The organism is Sphingomonas insulae (assembly GCF_010450875.1).
Lineage (GTDB): Bacteria > Pseudomonadota > Alphaproteobacteria > Sphingomonadales > Sphingomonadaceae > Sphingomonas > Sphingomonas insulae.
Map to the genome: position 1 here is coordinate 381,409 of NZ_CP048422.1, position 23,746 is coordinate 405,154.

At 68.2% G+C, this 23,746-nt stretch carries 25 protein-coding genes and 1 pseudogene; 6 read left to right on the forward strand and 20 right to left on the reverse strand.

Annotated elements, in window-relative coordinates:
• The first annotated feature begins 43 nt into the window (after positions 1 to 43).
• A complete protein-coding gene (locus GTH33_RS03330) occupies positions 44 to 904 on the forward strand; it encodes a S1/P1 nuclease (protein ID WP_163957083.1) in 861 nt (286 codons plus the stop codon).
• A 17-nt stretch (positions 905 to 921) separates the two neighbouring features.
• Here the strand turns inward: GTH33_RS03330 and GTH33_RS03335 are convergent, their stop codons facing one another.
• The 12 genes and pseudogenes from GTH33_RS03335 to GTH33_RS03390 form a co-directional block, all read right to left on the reverse strand.
• Positions 922 to 1,170, reverse strand: coding sequence for a hypothetical protein (locus GTH33_RS03335; RefSeq protein ID WP_163957084.1), 249 nt, complete (start codon positions 1,168 to 1,170; stop codon positions 922 to 924).
• Positions 1,167 to 1,373 (reverse strand): type II toxin-antitoxin system antitoxin, encoded by a 207-nt coding sequence (locus tag GTH33_RS03340; RefSeq protein ID WP_163957085.1) that lies wholly within the window; start codon positions 1,371 to 1,373, stop codon positions 1,167 to 1,169. Before GTH33_RS03340 ends, GTH33_RS03335 begins: the two co-directional genes overlap by 4 nt.
• A 10-nt stretch (positions 1,374 to 1,383) precedes the next feature.
• On the reverse strand, positions 1,384 to 2,214 hold the full coding sequence (locus GTH33_RS03345; protein ID WP_243848497.1) for an SPFH domain-containing protein: 831 nt from the start codon (positions 2,212 to 2,214) through the stop codon (positions 1,384 to 1,386).
• A 193-nt stretch (positions 2,215 to 2,407) separates the two neighbouring features.
• A complete protein-coding gene (gene pal, locus GTH33_RS03350; protein WP_163957087.1) occupies positions 2,408 to 2,929 on the reverse strand; it encodes a peptidoglycan-associated lipoprotein Pal in 522 nt (173 codons plus the stop codon).
• A gap of 56 nt (positions 2,930 to 2,985) precedes the next feature.
• The gene (gene tolB, locus GTH33_RS03355; RefSeq protein ID WP_163957088.1) at positions 2,986 to 4,377 is read right to left on the reverse strand and encodes a Tol-Pal system beta propeller repeat protein TolB; all 1,392 of its coding nucleotides are present in this window, start codon (positions 4,375 to 4,377) and stop codon (positions 2,986 to 2,988) included.
• A gap of 180 nt (positions 4,378 to 4,557) precedes the next feature.
• Positions 4,558 to 5,544 (reverse strand): cell envelope biogenesis protein TolA, encoded by a 987-nt coding sequence (locus GTH33_RS03360; protein ID WP_163957089.1) that lies wholly within the window; start codon positions 5,542 to 5,544, stop codon positions 4,558 to 4,560.
• Complete coding sequence (gene tolR, locus GTH33_RS03365) at positions 5,544 to 5,987, reverse strand: protein TolR (RefSeq protein ID WP_163957090.1); 444 nt, start codon at positions 5,985 to 5,987, stop codon at positions 5,544 to 5,546. Before tolR ends, GTH33_RS03360 begins: the two co-directional genes overlap by 1 nt.
• Positions 5,988 to 6,045: 58 nt before the next feature.
• On the reverse strand, positions 6,046 to 6,738 hold the full coding sequence (tolQ, locus tag GTH33_RS03370; RefSeq protein WP_163957091.1) for a protein TolQ: 693 nt from the start codon (positions 6,736 to 6,738) through the stop codon (positions 6,046 to 6,048).
• Positions 6,735 to 7,199 carry a YbgC/FadM family acyl-CoA thioesterase gene (locus GTH33_RS03375; RefSeq protein WP_163957092.1) on the reverse strand — a complete coding sequence of 155 codons (465 nt, stop codon included), beginning with the start codon at positions 7,197 to 7,199 and terminating at the stop codon, positions 6,735 to 6,737. Before GTH33_RS03375 ends, tolQ begins: the two co-directional genes overlap by 4 nt.
• Positions 7,200 to 7,242: 43 nt before the next feature.
• The gene (locus GTH33_RS03380; RefSeq protein ID WP_163957093.1) at positions 7,243 to 7,995 is read right to left on the reverse strand and encodes a hypothetical protein; all 753 of its coding nucleotides are present in this window, start codon (positions 7,993 to 7,995) and stop codon (positions 7,243 to 7,245) included.
• Positions 7,996 to 8,116: 121 nt separating this feature from the next.
• Positions 8,117 to 9,102: pseudogene (locus GTH33_RS03385) on the reverse strand (NAD(P)H-dependent flavin oxidoreductase).
• Between the two features lie 50 nt (positions 9,103 to 9,152).
• Positions 9,153 to 10,430 carry an aspartate kinase gene (locus GTH33_RS03390; RefSeq protein WP_163959564.1) on the reverse strand — a complete coding sequence of 426 codons (1,278 nt, stop codon included), beginning with the start codon at positions 10,428 to 10,430 and terminating at the stop codon, positions 9,153 to 9,155.
• Between the two features lie 58 nt (positions 10,431 to 10,488).
• On the opposite strand from GTH33_RS03390, the gene ubiG reads away from it, so the two are divergent.
• The 3 genes from ubiG to GTH33_RS03405 all read left to right on the forward strand — a co-directional run bounded on the left by ubiG (position 10,489) and on the right by GTH33_RS03405 (position 13,567).
• Positions 10,489 to 11,256 (forward strand): bifunctional 2-polyprenyl-6-hydroxyphenol methylase/3-demethylubiquinol 3-O-methyltransferase UbiG, encoded by a 768-nt coding sequence (ubiG, locus tag GTH33_RS03395; protein WP_243848486.1) that lies wholly within the window; start codon positions 10,489 to 10,491, stop codon positions 11,254 to 11,256.
• 125 nt (positions 11,257 to 11,381) lie between these two features.
• Positions 11,382 to 12,845 (forward strand): ArnT family glycosyltransferase, encoded by a 1,464-nt coding sequence (locus tag GTH33_RS03400; protein WP_163957095.1) that lies wholly within the window; start codon positions 11,382 to 11,384, stop codon positions 12,843 to 12,845.
• Positions 12,845 to 13,567 (forward strand): DUF2334 domain-containing protein, encoded by a 723-nt coding sequence (locus GTH33_RS03405; protein ID WP_163957096.1) that lies wholly within the window; start codon positions 12,845 to 12,847, stop codon positions 13,565 to 13,567. Before GTH33_RS03400 ends, GTH33_RS03405 begins: the two co-directional genes overlap by 1 nt.
• Here the strand turns inward: GTH33_RS03405 and GTH33_RS03410 are convergent.
• From GTH33_RS03410 to pyrE, 8 genes are all read right to left on the reverse strand, one after another.
• Positions 13,543 to 14,730: a glycosyltransferase gene (locus tag GTH33_RS03410; RefSeq protein WP_163957097.1), complete on the reverse strand. Its 1,188-nt coding sequence runs from the start codon at positions 14,728 to 14,730 to the stop codon at positions 13,543 to 13,545. The two genes, GTH33_RS03405 and GTH33_RS03410, sit on opposite strands and share 25 nt — an antisense overlap.
• A 13-nt stretch (positions 14,731 to 14,743) precedes the next feature.
• Positions 14,744 to 15,271 carry a DUF2141 domain-containing protein gene (locus tag GTH33_RS03415; protein WP_163959565.1) on the reverse strand — a complete coding sequence of 176 codons (528 nt, stop codon included), beginning with the start codon at positions 15,269 to 15,271 and terminating at the stop codon, positions 14,744 to 14,746.
• A complete protein-coding gene (locus GTH33_RS03420) occupies positions 15,271 to 16,131 on the reverse strand; it encodes a hypothetical protein (protein ID WP_208404236.1) in 861 nt (286 codons plus the stop codon). The genes GTH33_RS03415 and GTH33_RS03420 overlap by 1 nt, the downstream gene beginning before the upstream one ends.
• Before the next feature lie 256 nt (positions 16,132 to 16,387).
• On the reverse strand, positions 16,388 to 17,452 hold the full coding sequence (locus tag GTH33_RS03425; RefSeq protein ID WP_163957099.1) for an AI-2E family transporter: 1,065 nt from the start codon (positions 17,450 to 17,452) through the stop codon (positions 16,388 to 16,390).
• 1 nt (position 17,453) lies between these two features.
• Positions 17,454 to 18,398 carry a signal peptidase I gene (gene lepB, locus GTH33_RS03430; RefSeq protein WP_163957100.1) on the reverse strand — a complete coding sequence of 315 codons (945 nt, stop codon included), beginning with the start codon at positions 18,396 to 18,398 and terminating at the stop codon, positions 17,454 to 17,456.
• Positions 18,395 to 18,805, reverse strand: coding sequence for a holo-ACP synthase (gene acpS, locus GTH33_RS03435; protein ID WP_163959566.1), 411 nt, complete (start codon positions 18,803 to 18,805; stop codon positions 18,395 to 18,397). The genes lepB and acpS overlap by 4 nt, the downstream gene beginning before the upstream one ends.
• Positions 18,806 to 19,102: 297 nt before the next feature.
• Complete coding sequence (locus tag GTH33_RS03440; protein ID WP_163957101.1) at positions 19,103 to 19,834, reverse strand: pyridoxine 5'-phosphate synthase; 732 nt, start codon at positions 19,832 to 19,834, stop codon at positions 19,103 to 19,105.
• On the reverse strand, positions 19,831 to 20,412 hold the full coding sequence (gene pyrE, locus GTH33_RS03445; RefSeq protein ID WP_163957102.1) for an orotate phosphoribosyltransferase: 582 nt from the start codon (positions 20,410 to 20,412) through the stop codon (positions 19,831 to 19,833). The genes GTH33_RS03440 and pyrE overlap by 4 nt, the downstream gene beginning before the upstream one ends.
• A 215-nt stretch (positions 20,413 to 20,627) precedes the next feature.
• Here pyrE and coxB point away from each other — a divergent pair, with 215 nt between their 5' ends.
• Positions 20,628 to 21,767, forward strand: a complete 1,140-nt coding sequence (gene coxB / locus GTH33_RS03450; RefSeq protein ID WP_420853557.1) for a cytochrome c oxidase subunit II — start codon at positions 20,628 to 20,630, stop codon at positions 21,765 to 21,767.
• A 1-nt stretch (position 21,768) separates the two neighbouring features.
• Positions 21,769 to 23,430, forward strand: coding sequence for a cytochrome c oxidase subunit I (ctaD, locus tag GTH33_RS03455; protein WP_163957104.1), 1,662 nt, complete (start codon positions 21,769 to 21,771; stop codon positions 23,428 to 23,430).
• The last annotated feature ends 316 nt before the right edge of the window (positions 23,431 to 23,746 follow it).

Genomic DNA, 23,746 nt, shown 5'->3' on the forward strand with positions numbered 1-23,746 from the left:
TTTTCACTGGAGCCCTGGCGGCCAGCCGCTAAAGGGTAACGTCATGAAAATGTTTCGTTTTGCTATCGCGGCATTGCCCGCGCTGCTGTGCGCCGCACCCGCTTCGGCCTATTGGGAATTCGGGCATCAGACGGTGGCGCGGATCGCCTATGCCAATATCGCGCCGCGCACGCGCGCTGCCGTGCGCCGGCTGCTCGCCGAGACGCCGAGGCTCGACACGCCGAGCTGCCCCGCCACGACGATCGAGGGCGCGAGCACCTGGGCGGACTGCGTCAAGCCGCTCAAGGGGCCGGACGGCAAGCCGCGCTTCGGCTATGCATACAATTGGCATTTCCAGGACGTGGATATCTGCCAGCCGTTCAGCCTCGAGGAGGCATGCAGGGACGGCAATTGCGTGTCGGCGCAGATCACCCGCGACATGGCGATCCTGAAGGACCGCCGTGCCGGCCCGAAAGCGCGGGCGCAAGCGCTGGTGTTCCTGATCCACTTCGTCGGCGACCTGCACCAGCCGCTGCATGCCGGCGAGAAGCACGACAAGGGCGGCAACGACCTCGCCGCCGCTTATGGCAGCTACAGCCCCAAGCGCTTCAACCTGCACTCGATCTGGGACGGGACCCTGGCCGAACGGGCGATCACCAGCGGACCATCGCTGGTACGGCGTTATTCCGCAGCCGAGCGGCAGCGGATCGCCGCGGGGACGGTCGAGGACTGGAGCCGCGAATCGTATCAGGTCGCGCACGACGTGGTCTATGCGAGCGCACTTCGCGGCGATCCCTGCGCGCCCTCCCCCGCCAAGGTGACGCTGGACGAAGCGACGATCGAACGGATCGTCCCGGTTGCACGACTGGAGGTGGAGCGCGGCGGCCTGCGCCTCGCAAAGCTGCTCGACGCGGCGCTGGGGTAGGTCGCCGCGCTGAAGGGTCAGTCGCCGGCGCCCGTGCGCCAGCGCCAGCCGCCGCGCGTATGCCGGCGGCAGACCAGGATCAGCAGCAATGTCGCCGGAACGACGATGGCCGGCGACCAGCGTCGACCCGCTGTCGAGGCAGCGGCGATCACCGCGACATAGGCGGCGTAGACCACCCAGCCCTGCCATGCGATCGGCAGGCCGGCACCATAGCCGAAGCGCTTGGGCGCGAACCAGCCGCCGCGATCGTGTGTCTTGCGGGTCATGCCTCTTCCTCCTTCGGTGGCCGTCCACGCCGCGCGGCGACCGGTGTCTCCAGCTTCACGCCGCGCCGTGCCAGCGCCTCGCGCAACAGGCATTCCACCTCGGCATTGACGCTGCGCAGGTCGCTGGCCGCCGCCCGCTCGATCGCCGCATAGAGCGCGGGATCGAGACGCAGGGGAAATGCCTTCTTGGGAGCCGCCGCCATGCCGTGCCGCTTACTGGTACAGCGAACCGGCGTTGACGACGGGCTGCGTGTCGCGTTCGCCGCACAGCACGACCATCAGGTTCGACACCATCGCCGCGCGACGTTCGTCGTCCAGCTCGACCACGTTCTTCGCCGACAATTGTGCCAGCGCCAGTTCGACCATGCCGACGGCACCCTCGACCAGCGTCGTGCGCGCCGCGACCACCGCCTGCGCCTGTTGCCGGCGCAGCATCGCGCCGGCGATCTCCTGCGCATAGGCGAGGTGGGTGAAGCCGCATTCGTCAACGGTGATGCCGGCGACCAGCAGCCTTGCGATCAATTCGGTGCGCAGCTCGCTGCCGACCTGGTCGTGGTTGCCGCGCAGCGTCACCTCCTGATGCTCGTAGTCGTCATAGGGATAGCGCGAGCCGATCGTCCGCACCGCCGCTTCGATCTGGACGATGACGAAGGCCTTGTAATCGTCGACGTCGAAGAGGGCTTGCGCGGTATCGGTGACGCGCCACACGACCTGCGCTGCCATTTCGATCGGATTGCCGCGCAGATCGTTGACCTTGATCCGTTCGGAAATGACGTTGTTGGCGCGCACCGACACCTTGCGCCGCATCAGCCACGGCAGCACCCAGCGCAGCCCGCTGGTCCGGTCGGTGCCGGCATAGCTGCCGAACAGCGTGATCGCCGCCGCCTGGTTGGGTTGCAGCATGTAGAAGCCCGCCGCGATGAATGCCGTACCGAGCGCACAGGCGAGCGGCACCAGCGCCATGATCGGCGGCGACAGTTCGTTCGCCAGCCGATAGATCGCGGCCGCGCCGATGACGACCAGCACCGCCGCGATGCACAGCATCGCATAGCCGCTCGTCGTGCTCGCCCGCCGTTCCTGCGACCGCGTGAGACTCCCCTGTTCCACCTGCTTGCCCTCCAATAATTGTGATATCACTTTTATATCGGAATTCATGCGGCGCAAGCGGAATCCGGTTCGCCGGACACACGTCACCCCGAACCCGCGAGGGTCCGGGGTGACGGAAGGTTTGCAGCGATCAGTTGAGGACGATGGTCACCGCACGGCGGTTCTGCGCCCAACTCGATTCGTCCGAACCCAGCGCGACCGGGCGTTCCTTGCCATAGCTGATCGTGGTCAGCCGCGACGGATCGATGCCGCGGGCGACCAGATAGTTCTTGGCGGCGTTGGCGCGGCGATCGCCGAGGCCGAGGTTGTATTCGCGCGTGCCGCGTTCGTCGGCATGACCCTCGATCGTCGCGCGGACCTGCGGAAAGCGCTGCAGCCACGAGGCCTGGCTGTCGAGGATGGCACGCGCCTGCGGATCGATATCGGTCTGGTCGAGGCCGAACAGGATGGTGTTGGAACTCACCGACCGGCGGAAATCCGCGTCCGATCCCGGCACAACGGCGCCATCGACGTTGCCGGTCGCGGGCGGCGGCGTATTCATGCCGGCGGTGTTGTCGACCGGCGGCGGCGGCAGCTGCTTGGGCTTGCTGGCGCAGGCCGCCAGCGACGCGAGTGCGGCTGCGGTCAGCAGCGTGTTGGTGAGCTTGGCCATGATGATATCTCCCGTGGTGATCGTTTCGCCCCCGAAATCCACCCTGTTCTAACGCTTTACGGGCGCAAGGGTCCCCAGGCGGGGTCGGAGCCGTCGAGCGGCGTCGGTATCTTGCGTTCCACCTGTCCGGTCAGGTCGACCATCCACAGGTCGGCCTTGCCGCCGCTGCCCGACCCGGAACGGTAGAAGGTGATGACGCGGCCGTTCGGCGACCAGCTCGGCCCTTCGTCCTGCCCGTTGGTGAGGATCTTCTCGCCCCCGCCCGACGGCGACATCATGCCGATGCGGAAGCTGCCGCCCAGTTTGGTGAAGGCGATCAGGTCGCCGCGCGGGCTCCACACCGGGGTCGCATAGCGCCCCCCGCCAAAGCTGATCCGCTGCTGGTTCGATCCGTCGGCGTTCATCACATAGATCTGCTGGCCGCCGGACCGGTCGCTTTCGAACGCGATGCGGGACCCGTCGGGCGAATAGCTGCCGCCGGTGTCGATGCCCGGCGAATTGGTCAGCCGCTGCGGCGTGCCGCCCTGGCTCGATACGCGATAGATGTCGGTGTTGCCGTTCTGCGCCATGGAGAACAGGATATAGCGGCCATCGGGCGAGAAGCGCGGCGCGAAGGTGAGGCTGACGTTCTGCACCACCCGGCGCGGCCGCCCCGAGCCGAGATCATAGACATAGATCGACGGCCGGTCGTTCTCGTAGCTCATGTAGACGATCGACTGCTGGTTCGGCGCGAAGCGCGGGGTCAGCACGATCGACTGGCCGTTGGTCAGGAAGCGGTGGTTGGCGCCATCCTGGTCCATGATCGCCAGCCGCTTGATGCGCTTGCCCTTCGGCCCCGTTTCCGAGACGTAGACGACGCGGCTGTCGAAATAGGGGCCTTCGCCGGTCAGGCGCGCATAGACCATGTCGGCGCATTTATGCCCGGCGCGGCGCCAGTCGCCCGGCGACACGACGAAGCCCGACCGGGTCAGCTCGACCTTCGAGAACACGTCGTAGAGATAGCAGCCGATCGTCAGGTTGCCGTCGCCATTGGCGCGGACGAAGCCTTGCACCAGCGCCTGCGCGCCCGTGCCGCCCCAATAATCGAACTGCGGCGCGTTGACCTCCGGAAAGGCGACGGGGCGCAGCTGGTTGCTGCCCAGCGGTGTGAACAGCCCGGAATTGCGCAGGTCGTTGGCGATGATGTCGGCCATCTGGCGTCCGAGCACGTCGGTCGACCCGGCGGGGGTGGAGACCACCTGCGCGGTCGGCATCGCGGGGATGGCGATCGGCATCGGCGCGGAGACGCCGCCGGTGACCGATACCTCGAGCGGCGCGGCTTCCTGCCCGGCGGGGCCCTGCGCTACGGGCGCCTGCCCCTGCGGAGCGGGCGCGGGGGCGACCTGCGCCAACGCCGGAACGGCGACGGTGACACTGAGCGCGACGAGCAACGACCGGATCATACGCATTCCCTCAAACATCCTTTCGCGCGCGAGCGGCGATGCCGCCTGCCACATTTCCGTCGTCGCCCCGGATTCGTTCCGGGTCCCACGTTGCCGCCGGGAAAAGGCCGGAGCCGAGAGCGATTGCGTTGCCGCTCGGCGTATCCCGGAACGGGCCCGGGGCGATGGAGGATATGGAACTACGCATCACTGCAGCTTCCACTGGAAGTTGATGTTGTTCCAGCCCCCCGACGGTGTCGCATAATATTCGGCCGGCAGCTTCAACGGCGAACAGCCCTTGAACGCGGCGACGCCCAGGTCGACGACGCGCTGCCGGTAGCGATCGTTTTCGTCGGTGACGCCCGACTGGCGCACCATGCGCGGCGTCGCGGCGAGCGTGCCGTCCTCGTTGAGACGCAGGTTGAGCGTCGTCACGATCTCGTTCGCGCCCGGCCCGGGGTTCACCTGACGATCCGCGCACGGCTGGATCTGGCGGGCGATCGCCTGGACGATCGACGCCATCGCTCGCGCATCGACCTTGGCGGCACGCGGCGCTGTCGATTTGCTGGTCGAGGGTTCGCTGGTCAGCCCTTCGAGGAAATTGGCGCCGAGCCGCGATCCGCGCGGCTTCGCCGCCGTGGATTCGGGCTTGCTGCCGGTGCCCTTCGCCGCCGCCGGCTTCGATGGGGCAGACGGCGCCTTCGACGCGGATTTCGCAGGAGCGGCGGGTGCGGGCCTGGCGGTGGGCTTCGCCGGTGCCGGCTTGGCGGCGGGCTTGGCCGGCGCCTCCGCCGGTTTCGGCCTCGGCTTCGGTTGTGGCTTGGCCGGTACGGGCTTGGGCTTCGGCGCGGGTGCAGGCTCCGGTTTTGGCGGGACCGGCTTTGGCGGGGCCGGCTTCGGCTGCGGCTGGGGCGGCGCGGGTTCCGGTTCGGGCTCCGGCTCCGCGATCGTCTCCGCCGGCGGGGCGGCGTCTTCCGGCTCCCCCTGATCGGGCGCGACCGATTGCGCAGGCGGCGTCACCGCCTGCGGCGCGGTCGCTTCCAGCCCGACGTCCTTGACCAGGCTGACCTCCATCGGGGTCTGCTGCAACTTTTCGGGATTGGGCGTCGACAGGAAACCGACCGACAGCAGGCCGAAGAGCACCAGATGCCCGACGACCGCAACGCCCAGTCCGACCTTTTCCGCCCGATCCATCACTGCGCTGCCGACCCGCCCTCTACGGTGAGCAGCGACACGCGGTTCAGCCCCGCGCGGTTCAGTTCGCCCATCACGCGCATCACCCGACCATAGTCGAGCGCACGGTCGGCGCGCAGGAACACCTGCGGCGGCTCGCCACCGGCCTGCACCTGCGCGATCCGTTCCAGCCGCTGCGGCAGGCTGGTCTCGGCGATCTCCTCATCGTCGATGAACAGCTTGCCGGCGGCATCGAGCGACAGCTGCACCGGTTTCTGGTCCTGATCGAGCGCCTTCGCCCGGCTGTCGGGCAGGTTGACCGGCACGCCCGCCGTGAGCAGCGGCGCGGTGACCATGAAGATGATGAGCAGCACCAGCATCACGTCGACCAGCGGCGTGACGTTGATGTCGGCGACCGGCGCGCGCCGACCCCGGCCGCGCTGCGAGGGAAGGTTCATCGCCATCTCAACACCCCTTCGGCTCGCAGGAGGAGGCCCGGATGGGGGAATTGCAGGCCCGCGCTCATCGGCCACCGTCCAGCTGGCGCGACAGCGTCGTGTGGAAACCGTCGGCGAAGCGGTTCAGCGCCGCCTCGATCCGGTTCACGCCATGGCTGAAGCGATTGTAGGCAATGACCGCGGGGATCGCTGCGAACAGGCCGATCGCGGTCGCGAACAGCGCCTCCGCGATGCCCGGTGCGACCACCGCCAGCGACGAATTCTGCGCCTGCGCGATGCCCGTGAAGCTGCGCATGATCCCCCAGACGGTGCCGAACAACCCGACGAACGGCGCGACCGAGCCGATCGTCGCCAGGATGTTGAGCCGATCGCTGATCCGGTCGATCTCCAACGCCGCCGCCGCGCCCATCGCGGTCGCCAGCCGTTCGCGCGTGCCGTGCTTGTCGATCGATCCGCCCGCGGTCGAACGGCGCCATTCCTTCACCCCGGCGGCGAACACCCGCGCCGACGGCAGGTCCTTGTCCGCCTCGGCCTTGTAGAAGGCGTCGATATCCTCCGCCTTCCAGAAATCGCGTTCGAACCCGGTCATCCCCTTGCGGATGCGGCCGAGCCGTCGCCAGAAGGCGATGATGAGCGCCCAGGTCCAGATGCTGGCGAGCAGCAGGCCGCCCATCACGAACTTCACCACCCAGTCCGCCTGAATGAAGAGCGCGACGGGCGACATCGTCGCCGCATCCATGTTGAACACCGGATTCATGAATTGGTCCCCTGCCAGATCAGGCGTTGGTAGATGTCGAGCCAGGCGGCCGGTTGACGCGTCGGCCGCCCCGATGGCGCGACCAGCGCCGCCGTGACATCGGCCTCGGCCAAGACAAGCGAACCGCGCCTGACTGTGTGATGAATGGCGACGCTGGCAGCGCGCACCGCGACGATGCGGCTGGCGACGAGCAGGGCATCGTCCAGCCCCGCGGGCGCCCGATAGCGGATGGCAAGGTCGGCGACGGCATAGGCGCCCTCGCCCGCATCGTGCACGCCGCGCTGGTCGATGCCGGCGAGGCGCAGCATGTCGGACCGCGCGCGTTCCATGTATCTCAGGTAATTGGCGTGATAGACGACGCCGGACAGGTCGGTGTCCTCGAAGAACACGCGCACCGGATAGCGGTGCTCGCGGCCCTCGAAGCGTCCTCCCTGTGGTTGGTCCACACCGTCATCACTCATCCTGCCGCCCGTTAACCGAACCGGCGTGCAGGGGGAACCCCGATCAGTCGGTGACGGTCGGGCTCGCCTCGGCAAAGACGCTGGGATCGAGTTCCAGTCGCGGCCGCGCGGCGGGGACCGCCACCGGGATCGCCTGTACGACACGCGGCGTCGGCTGCACGGTATTCGCCATCGCCATGCGGCTGGCGGCCGCCCGTTCGGCGCGCCAGGCGTCATAGGCCGCGTAGAAATCGGTGAACGGCTTTTCCAGCACTGCCAGGCGACCGGCGGCGAAGGACGGCAGGTCGGCGGGGGCGACGGTCGCGCTGTCGGCCAGCGTCGCGACCGCGGCGTTGCAGAATGCGTCGCGTGCCTGCGCCTGCGAGAAGAAATTGTAGAGGCGCGTCATCTGGTCGTCGTAGCGATCCTGCCAGTCGCCGCCGGATGCCTTGTATTCCGCCACCAGCCGGCTCTGCGCGCCGTTCAGCGTCGCTTTCTGACTGGTCAGCAGCGCGTTGTAGCCGGCGACGATCGTCGCTTCGTCCGGTCCGCGGCAGGCGAGCGCGGCGACGTTGAGCGCGGCACGCAGGTGCCATACCGCGCCGTCGGCGGACAGGTTGCGATTCGGCGTGACGTAGCGGCCATCGTTCATCAGCGCCGGGATCTGCATGCCCACATGCGCGCCCTTGGGCATCGCCAGCGGCGGCGGCGCGGCGGGTGCAGGCTGGGGCGGCGCCACCGCGACAACCGGCTTGCGCGTCGCGCAACCGGCAAGCAGCGCCAGCCCGACGGCAGTGAGAGCAACATAACGGCGCATCGCCAACTCGTCCTTCCTGCCCCCCGGCAGGCACGGTTGTGGCGGAGAAGTGGTTAACGCGAAGTAAGGACGACGCGTGGTTCGTCGCAATCCGCGGCGATCGTGCAGAGCGGGGACGGCGTCAGGCCGCCCGCTTCTCCAGCGCCGACGCCGCCTCCGCCATCAGCGCGCCGATGATCTCGGCGATCGGCTCTTCCTTCGTCACCATGCCGACCGACTGGCCCGCCATCACGCTGCCATGCTCGATATCGCCGTCGATCACCGCGCGGCGCAGCGCACCCGCCCAATAATGCTCGATCTGCAATTGCGCCTCGAGCATCTCGACCTTGCCGCCATCCAGCAGCAGCGCGACCTCACGCTGCTTCGCCCCGAACAGCTCGCCCGCCGCGTTCTTCAGCGCGCGCACCGGGATCACCGGCAGGCGCGGATCGATCTGCACGCTGGCGATCGCGTCGCGGGCGGAGGCGCGGATGAACGCCTTCTTGAAATTGGCGTGCGCGATCGATTCGGTCGCGCACACGAACCGCGTGCCGAGCTGGACGCCAGCGGCGCCCATGTCCAGATAGCCCGCGATCGCCTCGCCGCGGCCGATCCCGCCGGCGACGAACACCGGGACCATGTCGGCAATCTCGGGCAGCATCTCCTGCGCCAGCACGCTGGTCGATACGGGACCGATGTGGCCGCCCGCCTCCATCCCCTCGATCACCAGCGCGTCCACGCCCGAGCGGATCAACTTTTTGGCGAGCGCCAGCGTCGGCGCGAAGCAGATGACCTTGGCACTGCTCTCCTTGATCGCCTCGAGGCTGCCCTTGGGCGGCAGTCCGCCGGCAAGCACGACATGCCCGACGCGATGCTTTGCGCAGACCGCGATCAGGTCGAACAGGGCGGGATGCATGGTGATGAGGTTCACGCCGAACGGCCTGTCCGTCACCGCCTTCGTCGCGGCGATCTCCGTATCCAGCAGTTCGGGGTCATTGCCCCGCAGGCGATCACGCCGAAACCACCGGCGTTCGACATCGCGCTGACGAGGTTGCGCTCGCTGACCCACGACATCGCGCCCGCCATGATCGCGACCTCGCTGCCGAGGAACGCCGCGCCGCGCGCCATCCGGCGCTGCAGCCGCTCCTGACCGACCGTCATGCCGCCCATATCCTCGCTCACGCGGCGGCGTCCACGGCATCGAGGCCATAAGCGGTGTGGAGGACGCGGACGGCGAGTTCGGTCTCGTCCTCGTGGATCAGCACCGACACCTTGATCTCGCTGGTCGAGATCGCCTGGATGTTGATGCCGCGTGCGCCGAGCGTCGTGAACATCGTGCTGGCGACGCCCGCATGGCTGCGCATGCCGACGCCGACGACCGAGATCTTGGCGACGCGCGTGTCGTGGACCAGCTCGCTGAACCCGATCGCCTCGCGGCCCTGATTGAGCGATTCCAGCGACCGCGCGAGGTCCGCCGACGGCACCGTGAAGGTGACGTCGGTCGAACCGTGGTTGTGCGCGATATTCTGGATGATCATGTCGACGTTGATGTTCGCCGCCGCGAGCGGTTCGAAGATCGCGGCGACCGCACCGGGCTTGTCCGGCACGCTGATCAGCGTGATCTTCGCCTCGTTCTTGTCGTGCGCGATGCCGGTGATGAGCTGGCGTTCCACGTCTTCAATCTCCTCTTCGCCGACGATCATCGTGCCGGGCAATGTGTCCGCCATCGGCGCATCCTCGCCGGTGAAGGACGAGAGCACCTGGACGCGGACCTGTTCCTTCATGGCGAGGCCGACCGACCGGGTCTGCAACACCTTCGCGCCGACGCTGGCGAGTTCCAGCATCTCTTCGTACGTCACCTTGGCGAGCTTGCGGGCGCGCGGCACGATGCGGGGATCGGTCGTGTAGACGCCGTCGACATCGGTGTAGATGTCGCAGCGGTCCGCCTTCATCGCCGCCGCCACCGCGACCGCCGACGTGTCCGATCCGCCGCGGCCCAGCGTCGTCACGCGGCCCCTGCCACCGTGGGCATCGTCGGCGATGCCCTGGAAACCCGGGATCACCGCCACCTCGCCCGCGTTCAGGCTGGCGTCCAGCGCCGCGGTGTCGATGGTGCCGATCCGCGCCTTGGCGAAGGCGTCGTCGGTATGGATCGGCAACTGCCATCCCATCCACGACCGCGCCTTTACGCCCGCCGCCTGCAAGGCGATGGCGAGCAGCCCGCTGGTGATCTGTTCTCCCGCCGATACGACGACGTCATATTCGCGCGGATCGTACAGCGACGATGCCTCGCGGCAAAAGCCGACCAGCCGGTCGGTCTCGCCCGCCATCGCCGATACGACGACGGCAACCTGGTTGCCCGCCTCCACCTCGCGTTTGACGCGCGCGGCGACGCTCCGGATGCGCTCGATCCCGGCCATCGACGTGCCGCCGAACTTCATCACGATCCGCGCCATCTGCGTCGCCAAACTCCTTGGGGTAGAGGGGTCGTCCTGATAGGTAGCGGTCATGGTGATGGCAAGCAGCACGATCGACCCCGCGGGCATCGGCCCGATCGACACCCCGGGCGGGAGCACGATCAACCCGCACGAGGCGCGGCACTTCGGCACGATGGCGCAGGATTGGTGGAACCCCAAGGGGTCGTCGGCGATGCTGCACAAGCTGAACCCGGCGCGGCTCGGCTACATCCGCGCGGCGGTCGATCTGCACTGGGACGGCGACGACACCAGCTTCACGCCGCTGGCGGGCAGGACCGCGCTCGACGTCGGCTGCGGCGCGGGGTTGCTGTGCGAACCATTGGCGCGACTGGGCGCGGCCGTCACCGGCATCGACGCCGCGCCCGAGAATATCGCGGTGGCACAGGTTCATGCGGTACAGAGCGGCCTCACCATCGACTATCGCGCGGTGGGCGTGGAGGCGATGACCGGGCGCTTCGACCTCGTCACCAGCCTGGAGGTGATCGAGCACGTCAACGATCCCGCCGGCTTCGTGCGCGGGCTGGCGGAGGCACTGGCGGACGATGGCCTGCTGGTGATGTCGACCCCCAACCGCACGCCGCTGTCGCGCCTCGCACTCATCACGCTAGCAGAGGGGACGGGGCGTATCCCGCGCGGCACGCACGATTGGGATAAATTCCTGACGCCCGACGCGCTGACCGACCTGATCGAACGCGCCGGCCTGACGGTGACCGACGTCCGCGGCCTGGGCTTCTCGCCCGCGACCGGGTTCACGCTGACCGACTCGACGCAGCTCGATTATTTCGTGACCGCAAAGCGCCTGTAGATCCTCCCGGCACGGGGCGGCGCCCGCATAACGATGGCGGAGGGGTGGCTGCGCACGATGCCGCCTGCCCCCTAGCCGCGGCGCGCAGGATTGAGCCGGCTGCGACATCCCGCTACCCGCCCGCCATGCCTGCGCTCACCAACCCGCGCCTGCGGCTGCCGATCCTGCTGCTGGTGGCGATCGCCGCGCGCTGGCTGACCTTCGGCAACCCGCTGGTCCATGTCGACGAGGAATTCTATTTCGTCACCGGCAGCCGGATGTGGCAGGGCGCGCTGCCCTTCGTCGACATCTGGGACCGCAAGCCGGTCGGGCTGTTCCTGCTCTATGCGATTCCCGGCGCGCTGGGGTTTCCGGCAGGCATCTGGGCATATCAACTGCTCGCGCTCGCCAGCACGGTCGCCACCGCCTGGCTGATCGCGCGGCTGGCGGAGCGTAGCGGCTTCGGGCGCGGCGCGACCGCCGCCGCCCTCGCCTACATCCTGTGGCTCGACCTGCTCGGCGGACAGGGCGGGCAGACGCCGGTCTTCTACAATCTGCTGACGATTGCGGCCGCGCTCCTGCTGCTCGCGTCGGCCGCAAGCCCGCGCCGCCGGTCGCTGGGGCTGCTGGCGATGGCGCTGGTCGGCATCGGCCTGCAGATCAAGACGTCGCTGGTGTTCGAGGGCATCGCCTTCGGCCTGTGGCTGCTCGCCGATGACTGGCGGCTGGTCCGCCGGCCGGGATCGTTCGTCGGCTATGGCATCGCCCTCGTCGCGGTCGCGCTGCTGCCGACCGCGGCGGCGGCGGGCTATTACCTGTCCGTCGGCCACTGGGACGCGTTCGTCTACGCGAACCTCGTATCGATCTTCCAGCGGGTTCCTGACCCGGCGGGGCTGCTCGTCGGCAATATCGCAAGGCTGGCGCTGATCGTCTCGCCGGTCGTCGCCCTGGCGATGGTCGCGCTGATCCGCGCGGCCGCCACCGAAGCCCATCGACGCGAGCGGCGCTTCGTCGCGCTTTGGCTGGCCGTGGCGATCGGCAGCGTCGCCGTGTTCCGGCCGTGGTTCGATCATTACGCCCTGCCGATCCTGCTGCCCGGCTGCGCGGCGGCGGCCGGCGTGCTCGGACGCGCGACCTGGCAACGGCGCTACACGCCCGCAATGCTGCTGACCGCGGCACTCGCCGGGCAGATCGTGCTCGCCTTCCAGCATCGCGGTCGCGGCGATGCGCGCGAACTGGCGGCGCTGACGCAAGCCGTCGGGACAAGAGCCGTCGGGGCGCAGGCCGTCGGCCGCGATCCCGGCTGCCTCTACGTCTATTCGGGAACGACCATGCTCTACGCCTCGACCGGGCGCTGCATCCTGTCGCGCTACCTCATCCCCGCCCACCTGATCCGCGCGCGCGAAGCGGGGGCGACCGGCGTCGATCAGGACGGCGAGATCCGCCGCATCCTCGCCGCGCATCCCGCGGTCGTCGTGATCCGCCCGCCCTACAAGGGCGAACGCCCGGCTGCGCACCGTCTCGTCATGGCCGCGATGGCACGCGATTATCGCCTGGCCGCGACGCTGCCGATGGGCAACGAGGCGATCCGCATCTATCATCGGCGCTGATGAAACGCCTGTTCGCCTCGATCCACGACGTATCGCCCCGCTTCGAAGGCGAGGTCGACCGCCTGCTCGACCATCTCGCCCCGCATGTCGGTCGGCGGCTGGCGATGCTGGTGGTGCCGGATCATTGGAACAGCGCGCCGATCACCCCCGCCTTCGCCCGCCGCCTGCGATCGTGGGCGGATGAGGGGATCGAGATGTTCGTCCACGGCTGGACGCATCGCGACGACAGCCGCCACGCCGGGGCCGCCGCCGGCTTCAAGGCAAGGCACATGACCGCGGGCGAGGGCGAGTTCCTCGGCCTCGGCCACGCCGAAGCACTGCAACGCATGCGCCGCGGCAAGGCGCTGGTCGAGGATGTCACCGGGCGTGCGGCGACGGGCTTCATCGCGCCGGCGTGGCTGTATTCGGAGGGTGCCCGCGCGGCGCTGGCGGATGCCGGGTTCGCGCTGGCGGAGGATCACGCTCGCGTCTGGCGACCCGGCGGTGCGGTCGTCGCCCGCGGCCCGGTCATCACCTGGGCCAGCCGCACGCGGATGCGGCAGTGGAGTTCGCTCGCCGCCGCCGGGGCGCTGCGCCACGCGCTCCAGCCGACATGCAACGTACGGATCGCGGTGCATCCCGGCGACACGACCGTCCCGGCGCTGCTCGCCAGCATCACCGCAACCTTCGCCGCGTTCCGGCGGCACCGTCCGTCGGCCTATGCGGACCTTCTGAACGGCTGATCCTTCGCCGCGATGACCGCGGCGTAATGCGCGACCAGATCGGCGGCATGCTGTTCGTCGCTGCGCACCCGCGTCGCCGCCACCGCCGCGGCGCGGCGGACAATGGCGCGGTCGCGGCCCAGCATGCGCAGGATCGCATCGGCGCAGGAATGCGCGTCGCGCGGTTCGTAGACTTCGGCGAAGCGGGGATGGGCGATTTCTGCGGTGCCGCCGCCGTCGGGAACGATCAACGGCGTGCCGCTCGCCAGTGCCTCGGCGGGGACCAGCCCGAACGTCTCGGTGCCGCAACCATGGATATAGGCGTCGGCGCTCGCCATGATCGTCGCCAGGCGGCGGCGATCGTAGACCGGCCGGAACAGGCGGATGTGCGGATTGTCGGCGATATGTTTTTCGAGCGTCCTGGTATCCATGCCCTGTCCCAGGATGACGAGGCCCACCGGCGCCTGCGTGCCGACCCGGCGCACCGCATCGATCACCGTCGGCCAGCGCTTTTCGGGATGATGCCGCCCGACGCCGAGCAGCAATTGCGCCTCCGCCGGCAGGCCGCATTGCTGGAGCAGTGCCGCGCGCAGCCCCTCGTCGCGCAACGTCGGCGAGAAATGGCCGCGTTCGATCCCCAGCGGCATCGTCGCATCGACGCGCACGCCGCGTCCCGCCAGCTTCCGGGTCAGCGACGGGCCATTGGTCACCACCGTGTCGTAGCCGGCCAGGCAACGGCCGAGGTAGCGGTCGTACCAGGCGAACGCCCGTTCGATCCGGCCGCTCGATGCGACCGGCTTGAACCAGCGCTTGGCATAGGCCTCGAGATTGTCGTTGTGCATGAAGAACGAGCGGATCGCCCGCCCCTCCCACCCGGCGACGACCCAGGCGCTGCGCCACGGCGAACAATTCTCCACCACGTCCGGGTCGAGCGCGTCGAGCCGCCGGCGTAGCGGTTCGGCGTCCCAGAACAGCCCGTAATTGGCGTCGAAGGGCATGCCCATCGCCTTGATATAATGGACCGCGCCGCCGCCGGGCCGCTCCTCGATGCGGTCCTCGCGACCGGGGGCGAGCACGATCAGTTCGTGTCCCATCGCCGCCAGCACCTCGATCTTGCGATCGATATAGGTGCGCACGCCGCCGCCGGTCGGCGAATAGATTTCGTTGACGTCGACGATTCTCATGACCGGACCTGCATCAGTCGTCCTTGATCGGCGCGAACCCGCCGAGACCACGCAGATATTGCATGCGTACGACACGCTCGGCGGTGCCCGTGCCGACCTCGACGATCGCGCGATCGACCTTGGGCCGCGACATGCCGAGCTTGCCGTCGCCCGGGAACCCGGCCCCGTCGGAAAAGAAGTTGAACTTGTTCTTGCCGTCGCGGTCGTGGGTGGCGAGCACCGCATAGCGACCGGGTCGCGGCACGCGGATGCAGATCGCGACCGGCCCGGCGGCGGGAATGCCCGTCCACACCCGGCGGAACGTCTTGCCTGCGGCGATCAGCTTGTCGTCGTCCTCCAGGAAATCCGTCTCGTTGGCGGGATACAGTTCCAGCTTCATCCGGCCCTTGCGGTCCTTCAGTCCCACCGCCTCGATCAGGATCGCCGGTCCGCCGCCGGGGCTGCAAGCCGCCGCATCGCTGCCCAGCACCTGCGCATGCGCCGGCCCCGGCACCGACGTGGCGAACAGCAGCAGCGCAGCCGCCGTCGGCAACAGCTTCATCACGATGTCCTCCTGGCAAGATGGAGCACGCCGAACCCCAGGATCAGCACCGCATGGACCAGCAGCACCGCCGCCGCGGTGAAGGCGATCAGTTCCGACAGCGCCTGATCCTGCCCGATCATCAGGATCGCGAAATTGGCGAACAGCAGGTCCTTGTTGGGCAGCAGCGGCAGGCGCGAGAACAGCAGCCGTCCCGCCGACAGGAACAGCCAGGTGCCGATCGCCGCGCTGGGCATCGCCAATGCCCATGCGATCGCCAGCAGCAGCGTGCTGAGGATCAGCCGCACGCAATGCATGCCGAACACCATCCACAGGTCGGCGCGGGGCAGCGAGAACACCTTGCGCGAAAAGATCAGGAACGGCAGCGACGTGCCGAAGATCACCGCCAGCGAGCCATAGACCAGCCGCATCATGTCGGGCGAGATCAGGTCGCGGCCGACCGGCAGCGCCACCGCGATCATCGCCAGCGTCACCGCATTGCCGGCGATCGCCGACAGGATCGACACGTCCTTGACCGCCCCGAACGGCGCCGCGACCAGCTGCGTCCGGGCCCGCGCCCAGGCGTAGAAATACGCTTCGCCCGAATAGCCCATGACCACGTCGTTCGCGATCCGCTTCTTGATGAGCGCGACGAGGCCGGACGCCGGAATCCGCCACAGGCGGCGAAAGATCAGGTAATCGGCGAGCGGCGGCACGAAATAGAGCGCCGCGAAGGCCGCGTAGAACAACGGGTTGCGGGGCGTCGCGCGGCTGAGGCCGGCCAGCCCCGAACTCAGCAGCTCATGGCCGAGGCCCGCCAGCATCGCCAGCGTCACGATTGCGCCGATGATCGCCGGCCATCGACTCTTGATGGTCTTCAAGGGTTGTAGTCCCGCGATGTCGGGGGACGCCGGCACGATTTGGGTGCGAGGGCGGCCTGCACTGTGGTCGATCTGCACCCGTTGATCCGAACGATAAAGGTGCCGCGACTTACCCTCAATCGATGGTCGGCGCACATGAATTCGGCTTCATTGGGGTGTCACGCGGGGCCGTTACACGGCCTCGGCCCGGGTCCATTCCGGCGTTCTGGACGGTAAGCCATTGGCGGGCAAAGACTTGGCGCGATGCCCGCCGCGGTCATGCCGGCTCGGAATTATCCATTTCGGACTCACGTTCCGCGCTGCGTTCCAGCGCCGTCTTGACCATCGCGGTCATCGGATCGGCCAGCGCTAGGCCGAGGATGCCAAACAGCGCGCTCGCCATGATCTGCGCGCCCAGCGTCAGCGCCGGCGGCAGGTCGACCGTCTTCTTAGCGACGATCGGCAACAGGACATAGCCGTCGAAGCCCTGCACGATGACATAGGTGCCGATCGCCCAGAACCCGACATCGCTGCCCGCGGAAAAGCCGACCGCGATCATCAGGGCGCCGCTGATGAACGCGCCGATGTTGGGGATGAAGGCGAGCAGGCCGGTGAGGATGCCGAGGATCATCGCCATCGGCACGCCGCCGATCGACAATGCGATCCAGGTCAGCACGCCCTCCGCCGCCATGCCGAGCAGGCGTCCGGCGAGCAGGCGGCGCAGCGTCTTGCCCATGCGTTGCAGGACGACCGCGAATTCCGCGCGATTGCTGCGCGGGACCATCCATTCCAGCCCGCGGCTGTAGGTGCCGGGATCCATCGCGACGAACAGGCCGATGACGACGATCATGAACATCGTCGTCAGCGCACCGAAGGCGGTCCCGACCCAGGATGTGATCCGCCCGACCGAACTCAACGCCTGTCGCGCGATGCCGCTGACGTCGGAGGCGCCGGGCATCAGCCCTTGCGAACTGAGCCAGCCCGCCGCGCGATTGGCCTGCGCCTCCAGCGTGGTGCGCAACTGGCCGAACTGGTCGGCGACCTGCACCCCGGTGAGATAGAAGGTGCCGATCAGGAACGCGATCGTCAGCAGCACCACGATCAGCAACCGCCAGCCGCGCCCGATCGGCAGCACCTTGCCGAGCAGGCGTACGCCGCCGTCCAGCAACGCGGCGAAGACCAGTCCGGCAAAGATGATGAGCAGCGGCTGGACCAGGATGACCGCCAGCGCGATTCCACCGGCGAGGCCCAGCCACACGCTCGCCCGCTTCAATTCCTGGCGGATGAACGGGTCGCGCAGCTCGTTGGGGCTGGCGTCCTGCACGCGCGGCACGTCGGCCATGTTATCGTCCTTCGGCAGGATGGAGCGAGACGCCGGCGCGGCCGGAGCGCAGCGATCCCCACCAGGTCAGCGGGTTGAACGTCGCATCGCCATCCAGGCTGAAGGTCAGGAATTCCGCCCGGCCACCCAGATTCTCATACGGCACCGGCCCGCCCAGCCCCAGCTGCGACAGCGGAAAGCGGCTGTCCGCCGACCGGTCGCGATTGTCGCCCATCAGGAAGACGTGGTTCGCCGGGATCGTCACCGTCGCGAAATTGTCCCCCGGGCTGTCCGGCTCCATGTCGACGGTGTCGTAATGGCGGCCATTGGGCAGCGTTTCGGTGACGATCGGCATGTGGCAGACATAGCCGCCGCCGGGCGCGGGGCGCCGCGCGCCGTAATATTCGCTGTCGCTGCACGGGCTGTTGGTGTCCACGGGCAGGTCGACGTAATGCATCGGACCGCGCGCGATCGGCTTGCCGTTGAGGATCACCGTGCCGCCCTGCACCGCCAGCGTGTCGCCCGGCAGGCCGATGACGCGCTTGATATAATCGTTCCGCGTTCCCGGCGGCGTGACGATGACGACGTCGCCGCGCTGCGGCAGGCTGCCGAACAGGCGGCCGTGGACGAACGGCAGGCCGACGCTCCAGCTTTCCTCGGGCTGGCGCAGCACCACGCTCTTGAAGATCGCGACGGGGTTGGGGATCGTCGGCGAGACGAACGACCAGCCATAGGCGAACTTGGACACCACCAGCCGGTCGCCGATGCGCAGGCCCGGTAGCATCGATTCCGAGGGGATGTAGAACGGCTTGGCGATGAAGCTGTGGAAACCCAATACGATCAGGATCAGCCAGAAGATGCCCTTGATCTCACCCCACCAGTCGGTCGTCTTCTTCGGCGCGGCCTCCGCCGGCGGATTGGTCGCCACCTCGGTGGGCTGATTGCCGTCCAACACCGCTTCCTTCATGCCTTGGGATCCGCTATCGCCTCGATTATCACAAAGGCCTGCGCCCAGGGATGATCGTCGGTCAGGGTCAAATGTACGGCCGCGACGTGGCCGTGTGGGATCAACGCGTCAAGCCGTTGCTTGGCCCCGCCGGTCAGCACCAGTGTCGGCGCGCCGCCGGAGGCGTTGACGACGCCGATGTCCTTCATGAACACGCCGGCCTTGAAACCGGTGCCGACCGCCTTGGAAAACGCCTCCTTGGCGGCGAACCTTTTGGCCAGCGTCCCCGCCTTGGTGAACGGTCGCCGCGCCGCTTTGGCGCGCTCGTGATCGGTGAAGACGCGGTGTTCGAAGCGGTCGCCGAACCGGTCGAGCGACTGCTGGATACGCTCGATGTTGCACAGGTCGGAGCCGAGGCCGACGATCACGCGGCGGGTCCTGAGAGAATAAGAGGGGTTCGCGCGAAGACGCGAAGACGCGAAGATTGGGTTCGCGCGGAGGCGCGGAGGCGCGGAGACGAAAGGGAGGGCGATCGGGCCGGAGCCCTGGCGCACCACACATGCTGCGCCGCGGGCGCCCTGCATGCCGGCAGCCGCGGCCCGTCCCGGTGCATCGGCTCACCCTCTACTCCGCGCCTCCGCGCCTCCGCGCGAACCATCGTTCCTCCTTCGCGGCTTCGCGGCTTCGCGTGAATTACCCCTTCCCCGAAGTTCGAGGAACGACCATCAGCCACGCGCCGCATCCATCTCCTCGCGCATCCGCCGCACGCTCTCGCCGAGCCCGGCGAACAGCGCCTCGCCAACCAGGAAATGGCCGATGTTGAGCTCGCGCACCTGCGGGATCGCCGCGATCGGGCCGACGTTGTCGAAGGTCAGGCCGTGGCCCGCATGCACCTCGATCCCGTTCTTGGCCGCCAGCGCCGCCGCGTCCGACAGCCGGCGCAGCTCCTCGGTCCGCGCCGCGCCGTCCAGCTCGGCGTAGCGACCGGTATGCAGCTCGACCACCGGCGCACCCAGCCGGATCGCCGCGTCGATCTGCCGCGCGTCGGGTTCGATGAACAGCGACACGCGGATGCGCGCCGCGCCCAGTTCGCTGACCAGCGGCGCCAAGCGGTCGTGCTGTCCGGCAGCATCGATGCCGCCCTCGGTCGTCCGCTCCTCGCGCTTTTCCGGCACGATGCACGCCGCATGGGGGCGATGGCGCAGGGCGATCGCGAGCATCTCGTCGGTCGCCGCCATCTCGAGGTTGAGCGGCACGGTCAGTTTCGCCGACAGCCGCGCGATGTCGTCGTCGGTGATGTGCCGGCGATCCTCGCGCAGATGCGCGGTGATGCCGTCCGCCCCCGCCTCCGCCGCCAGCAGGGCGGCGCGCACCGGATCGGGATAGCCAGCGCCACGCGCATTGCGCACGGTGGCGACGTGGTCGATGTTGACGCCGAGGCGCAGCGGCCCGCTCACGCCGCCCGGCTGCCCGGCTTGGCCGCGGGAATGGCCGCGAGGTCGGCCGGCAGCGCATCGGCGGCATAGGTCGGCACGTCGAGCCGGACCAGCGGGTGGAACGGCACGCCCAGATCGACGGTGCCGCCCGACCGGTCGACCAGCGACGCGCCGGCGATCACCCGCCCGCCCGCCGCCTCGATCGCCACGATCGCCTCGCGGCTCGACAGCCCGGTGGTGACGACGTCCTCCATCATCAGCACCTCCTGCCCCGGTTCCAGCCGGAATCCGCGGCGCAATTCGAACGTGCCGGTCGGCCGCTCGACGAACATCGCCTCCACCCCCAGCGCCCGCGCCATCTCGTGCCCCACGATCACGCCGCCCATCGCGGGCGAAACGACGGCACTGATCCGCGCCTTGATCTCGCCCGGGATACGCGCGACCAGCGCCTCGCACAGGCGCGCGGCCCGGCGCGGGTCCATCAGCACGCGGGCGCATTGCAGGTAGCGCGAACTGTGCAGGCCCGACGACAGGATGAAATGCCCCTCCAGCAGGGCATCGGCGGCACGGAATTCGGCCAGCACGTCGTCGTCGGTCATCGGCGGTCTCGCAAGGAATACGTCGGTATCGGCCGCTCATAGGTGGTCGCCGCGCCGAGGCCAAGCAGCGTGGAGTCATAAACATATGGGCAGCGCTTGAGGCGGACGACACCGCCGCGTATAGGCCATGGCAAAAGGGGCGCAGTCTTGCGCCCATAACGGCCCGTTCGCCGGGCGGGCGAGGGAATCTGGACGGGGTGACGACACGCATGCGCATGAGGTTCAAGGGGATCGCACTGGCCACCGGGCTGGCGCTCGCAGGCTTGGGAGCCGCGTCGCACGCCGCGCCCGCGCCGCAGGGTGCCGCCGCGCCGGCCGGCGTATCAAACATCGCCCCCACCACCGCCAACGCGACGGCACCCGCCGCGCCGAATTCGCCGCTGCTGGCGCAGGACGGCGCACCCGCGACCACCATCGAACCCGGCGTCGGCCACCCGGTCGACGGCCGCATCGGCATCCAGCCGCAGGTGACCACCAATGGCGAATTCGCCCACTGGTTTCACGATTCGATCCTGTTCCCGCTGATCACCGTCATCAGCGTGTTCGTGCTGCTGCTGCTGATCTACGTCGTCATCCGCTTCCGCAAGGCGGCGAACCCGGTGCCATCGAAGACCAGCCACAACACCGCGATCGAGATCATCTGGACGCTGGCGCCGGTCGTCATCCTGGTGATGATCGCGGTGCCGTCGATCGGATTGCTCCAGGCGCAGTTCAAGCCCGCGCCGGCCGGCGCGGTGACGCTGAAGGCGATCGGCAACCAATGGTATTGGTCGTATCAATATCCCGATAACGGCGGGTTCGAGATCACCGCCAACATGCTGAAGGAAAAGGACCAGGTCGCCAAGGGCGAGCGGTTCCGCACCGACGCCGACGGCCCGCGCCTGCTCGCCGCCGACAACCGCATCGTGCTGCCGGTCGGCGTGCCGATCCGCCTCATCACCACATCGCAGGACGTGATCCACAGCTGGGCGGTCCCCGCCTTCTGGATCAAGCTCGATGCGGTGCCGGGTCGCCTCAACGAGACCAGCTTCACCATCAAGAAGCCGGGCCTGTACTTCGGCCAGTGTTCCGAATTGTGCGGCGCGCGCCACGCCTTCATGCCGATCGCGGTCGAGGCAGTCGCGCCGGCACAGTTCGCCGCCTGGGTCCGCGCCAAGGGCGGCACGATGCCGACGCCCGGCCAGCCGAGCGACAAGGTGATCCCGCAGCCCGGCGCCGAGGGCTCCGCGGCGAAGGAGGCGCAGGGCAATGCGGCCGACGCCGCCACTGGCCCGGTCGAGAACGCCACCACCACCGCTCCAACCTCTTCGCAGGGTGCGACCGGCAATCCGGCCACCGGCAACGCGGGACAGTAAGATGACCGATACCGCACTCAACCCATCCGCATTCGTCGCGCACGACGATCATGCGCATCACGATGCGGACCATAAGCCGGGCTTCTTCGCCCGCTGGTTCATGTCGACCAACCACAAGGACATCGGGACGCTGTACCTGATCTTCGCGATCGTCGCGGGGATCATCGGTGGCGCGATCTCGGGGCTCATGCGCGCCGAACTCGCGCAGCCGGGCATCCAGTATCTGGTCGGCTGGGCGAACTTCCTGCCCGGCGGCGACGGCGGCCTCGACCATGCGCTCCACCTGTGGAACGTACTCATCACCGCGCACGGCCTCATCATGGTGTTCTTCATGGTGATGCCGGCGATGATCGGCGGCTTTGGCAACTGGTTCGTGCCGATCATGATCGGCGCGCCCGACATGGCGTTCCCGCGGATGAACAACGTCAGCTTCTGGCTGCTCATCCCCGCCTTCTCGCTGCTGCTCGCCTCGCCGTTCTTCGGCGGCGCCGGCACCGGCTGGACGGTGTACGCCCCGCTGTCGACCTATGGCGAGCCCGGACCGTCGGTGGACATGGCGATCCTGTCGCTCCATCTCGCCGGCGCCTCGTCGATCCTCGGCGCGATCAACTTCATCACCACCATCTTCAACATGCGCGCGCCGGGCATGACGCTGCACAAGATGCCGCTGTTCGTGTGGTCGGTGCTCGTCACCGCCTTCCTGCTGCTGCTCGCGCTGCCGGTACTCGCCGCGGCGATCACGATGCTGCTGACCGACCGCAACTTCGGCACCACCTTCTTCGATCCCGCCGGTGGCGGCGACCCGATCCTGTACCAGCATCTGTTCTGGTTCTTCGGCCATCCCGAAGTGTACATCATGATCCTGCCGGGCTTCGGCATCGTCAGCCAGATCATCGCGACGTTCAGCCGCAAGCCCGTCTTCGGCTATCTCGGCATGGCCTATGCCATGGTCGCGATCGGCGTCGTCGGCTTCGTCGTCTGGGCGCACCACATGTTCGTCACCGGCCTGTCGGTGAACGTGAAGATGTACTTCACCGCGGCGACGATGGTGATCGCGGTGCCGACCGGCATCAAGATCTTCAGCTGGATCGCGACGATGTGGGGCGGTTCGCTGTCGTTTAAGACGCCGATGGTCTGGGCGATCGGCTTCATCTTCATGTTCACGGTCGGCGGCGTCACCGGCGTCGTGCTCGCCAACGGCGGCATCGACGATTACATGCAGGACACCTATTACGTCGTGGCGCACTTCCACTACGTGCTCAGCCTCGGCGCGGTGTTCGGTCTGTTCGCCGGCTTCTATTACTGGTTCCCGAAGATGTTCGGGAAGATGTACAACGAGTTCCTCGGCCAGGCGCACTTCTGGGTATTCTTCGTCGGCGTGAACGTGCTGTTCTTCCCGATGCACTTCCTGGGGCTTCAGGGCATGCCGCGTCGCTATCCGGACTATCCGGACGCCTATGCGACGTGGAACGCGCTCGCCAGCCACGGTTATGAGATCATGGCCGCGGGCATGGTGATCTTCTTCGTCAACGTGATCTATTCGCTGATCGCGGGACCGAAGGCGCCCGACAATCCCTGGGGCGAAGGTGCCACGACGCTGGAATGGACCTTGTCCTCGCCGCCGCCGTATCACCAGTTCGAAACCCTGCCGCGCGTCGATTGACGGTGCGAGGCGCGTAGCCAAGGCTACGCGCCGATGCGGCCAAGCCGCACGCACCGGCCCGGCCGACGCGGCCATGCCGCGATCGACGTCATGGGATTCACTCCCATGACGGGCCTCTCCGGACTACGACCGACAAGCCCCGGCCTCACCGCCGGGGCTTTTTCGTAGCGATCGTCAATCCTGCCCCATACCCGCGGCCCACGGTCCACAGGGCGGACTGCATAAGCCCCCGGCCATTCTCCTCGCCGGTCAGTGGCCCCGGAACCGGTCCGGCGTGACGATGCAGTGACGGTGACAATTGAGATCGCCGATCGAT

Bases quoted from the DNA above. Each gene is read 5' to 3' on its own strand.
- GTH33_RS03330 (WP_163957083.1), top strand. From the start codon at position 44: ATGAAAATGTTTCGTTTTGCTATCGCGGCATTGCCCGCGCTGCTGTGC.
- GTH33_RS03335 (WP_163957084.1), bottom strand. From the start codon at position 1,170: ATGACCCGCAAGACACACGATCGCGGCGGCTGGTTCGCGCCCAAGCGC.
- GTH33_RS03340 (WP_163957085.1), bottom strand. From the start codon at position 1,373: ATGGCGGCGGCTCCCAAGAAGGCATTTCCCCTGCGTCTCGATCCCGCG.
- GTH33_RS03345 (WP_243848497.1), bottom strand. From the start codon at position 2,214: ATGCTGTGCATCGCGGCGGTGCTGGTCGTCATCGGCGCGGCCGCGATC.
- pal (WP_163957087.1), bottom strand. From the start codon at position 2,929: ATGGCCAAGCTCACCAACACGCTGCTGACCGCAGCCGCACTCGCGTCG.
- tolB (WP_163957088.1), bottom strand. From the start codon at position 4,377: ATGCGTATGATCCGGTCGTTGCTCGTCGCGCTCAGTGTCACCGTCGCC.
- GTH33_RS03360 (WP_163957089.1), bottom strand. From the start codon at position 5,544: ATGGATCGGGCGGAAAAGGTCGGACTGGGCGTTGCGGTCGTCGGGCAT.
- tolR (WP_163957090.1), bottom strand. From the start codon at position 5,987: ATGGCGATGAACCTTCCCTCGCAGCGCGGCCGGGGTCGGCGCGCGCCG.
- tolQ (WP_163957091.1), bottom strand. From the start codon at position 6,738: ATGAATCCGGTGTTCAACATGGATGCGGCGACGATGTCGCCCGTCGCG.
- GTH33_RS03375 (WP_163957092.1), bottom strand. From the start codon at position 7,199: ATGAGTGATGACGGTGTGGACCAACCACAGGGAGGACGCTTCGAGGGC.
- GTH33_RS03380 (WP_163957093.1), bottom strand. From the start codon at position 7,995: ATGCGCCGTTATGTTGCTCTCACTGCCGTCGGGCTGGCGCTGCTTGCC.
- GTH33_RS03390 (WP_163959564.1), bottom strand. From the start codon at position 10,430: ATGGCGCGGATCGTGATGAAGTTCGGCGGCACGTCGATGGCCGGGATC.
- ubiG (WP_243848486.1), top strand. From the start codon at position 10,489: ATGGCAAGCAGCACGATCGACCCCGCGGGCATCGGCCCGATCGACACC.
- GTH33_RS03400 (WP_163957095.1), top strand. From the start codon at position 11,382: ATGCCTGCGCTCACCAACCCGCGCCTGCGGCTGCCGATCCTGCTGCTG.
- GTH33_RS03405 (WP_163957096.1), top strand. From the start codon at position 12,845: ATGAAACGCCTGTTCGCCTCGATCCACGACGTATCGCCCCGCTTCGAA.
- GTH33_RS03410 (WP_163957097.1), bottom strand. From the start codon at position 14,730: ATGAGAATCGTCGACGTCAACGAAATCTATTCGCCGACCGGCGGCGGC.
- GTH33_RS03415 (WP_163959565.1), bottom strand. From the start codon at position 15,271: ATGAAGCTGTTGCCGACGGCGGCTGCGCTGCTGCTGTTCGCCACGTCG.
- GTH33_RS03425 (WP_163957099.1), bottom strand. From the start codon at position 17,452: ATGGCCGACGTGCCGCGCGTGCAGGACGCCAGCCCCAACGAGCTGCGC.
- lepB (WP_163957100.1), bottom strand. From the start codon at position 18,398: ATGAAGGAAGCGGTGTTGGACGGCAATCAGCCCACCGAGGTGGCGACC.
- pyrE (WP_163957102.1), bottom strand. From the start codon at position 20,412: ATGACCGACGACGACGTGCTGGCCGAATTCCGTGCCGCCGATGCCCTG.
- coxB (WP_420853557.1), top strand. From the start codon at position 20,628: ATGAGGTTCAAGGGGATCGCACTGGCCACCGGGCTGGCGCTCGCAGGC.
- ctaD (WP_163957104.1), top strand. From the start codon at position 21,769: ATGACCGATACCGCACTCAACCCATCCGCATTCGTCGCGCACGACGAT.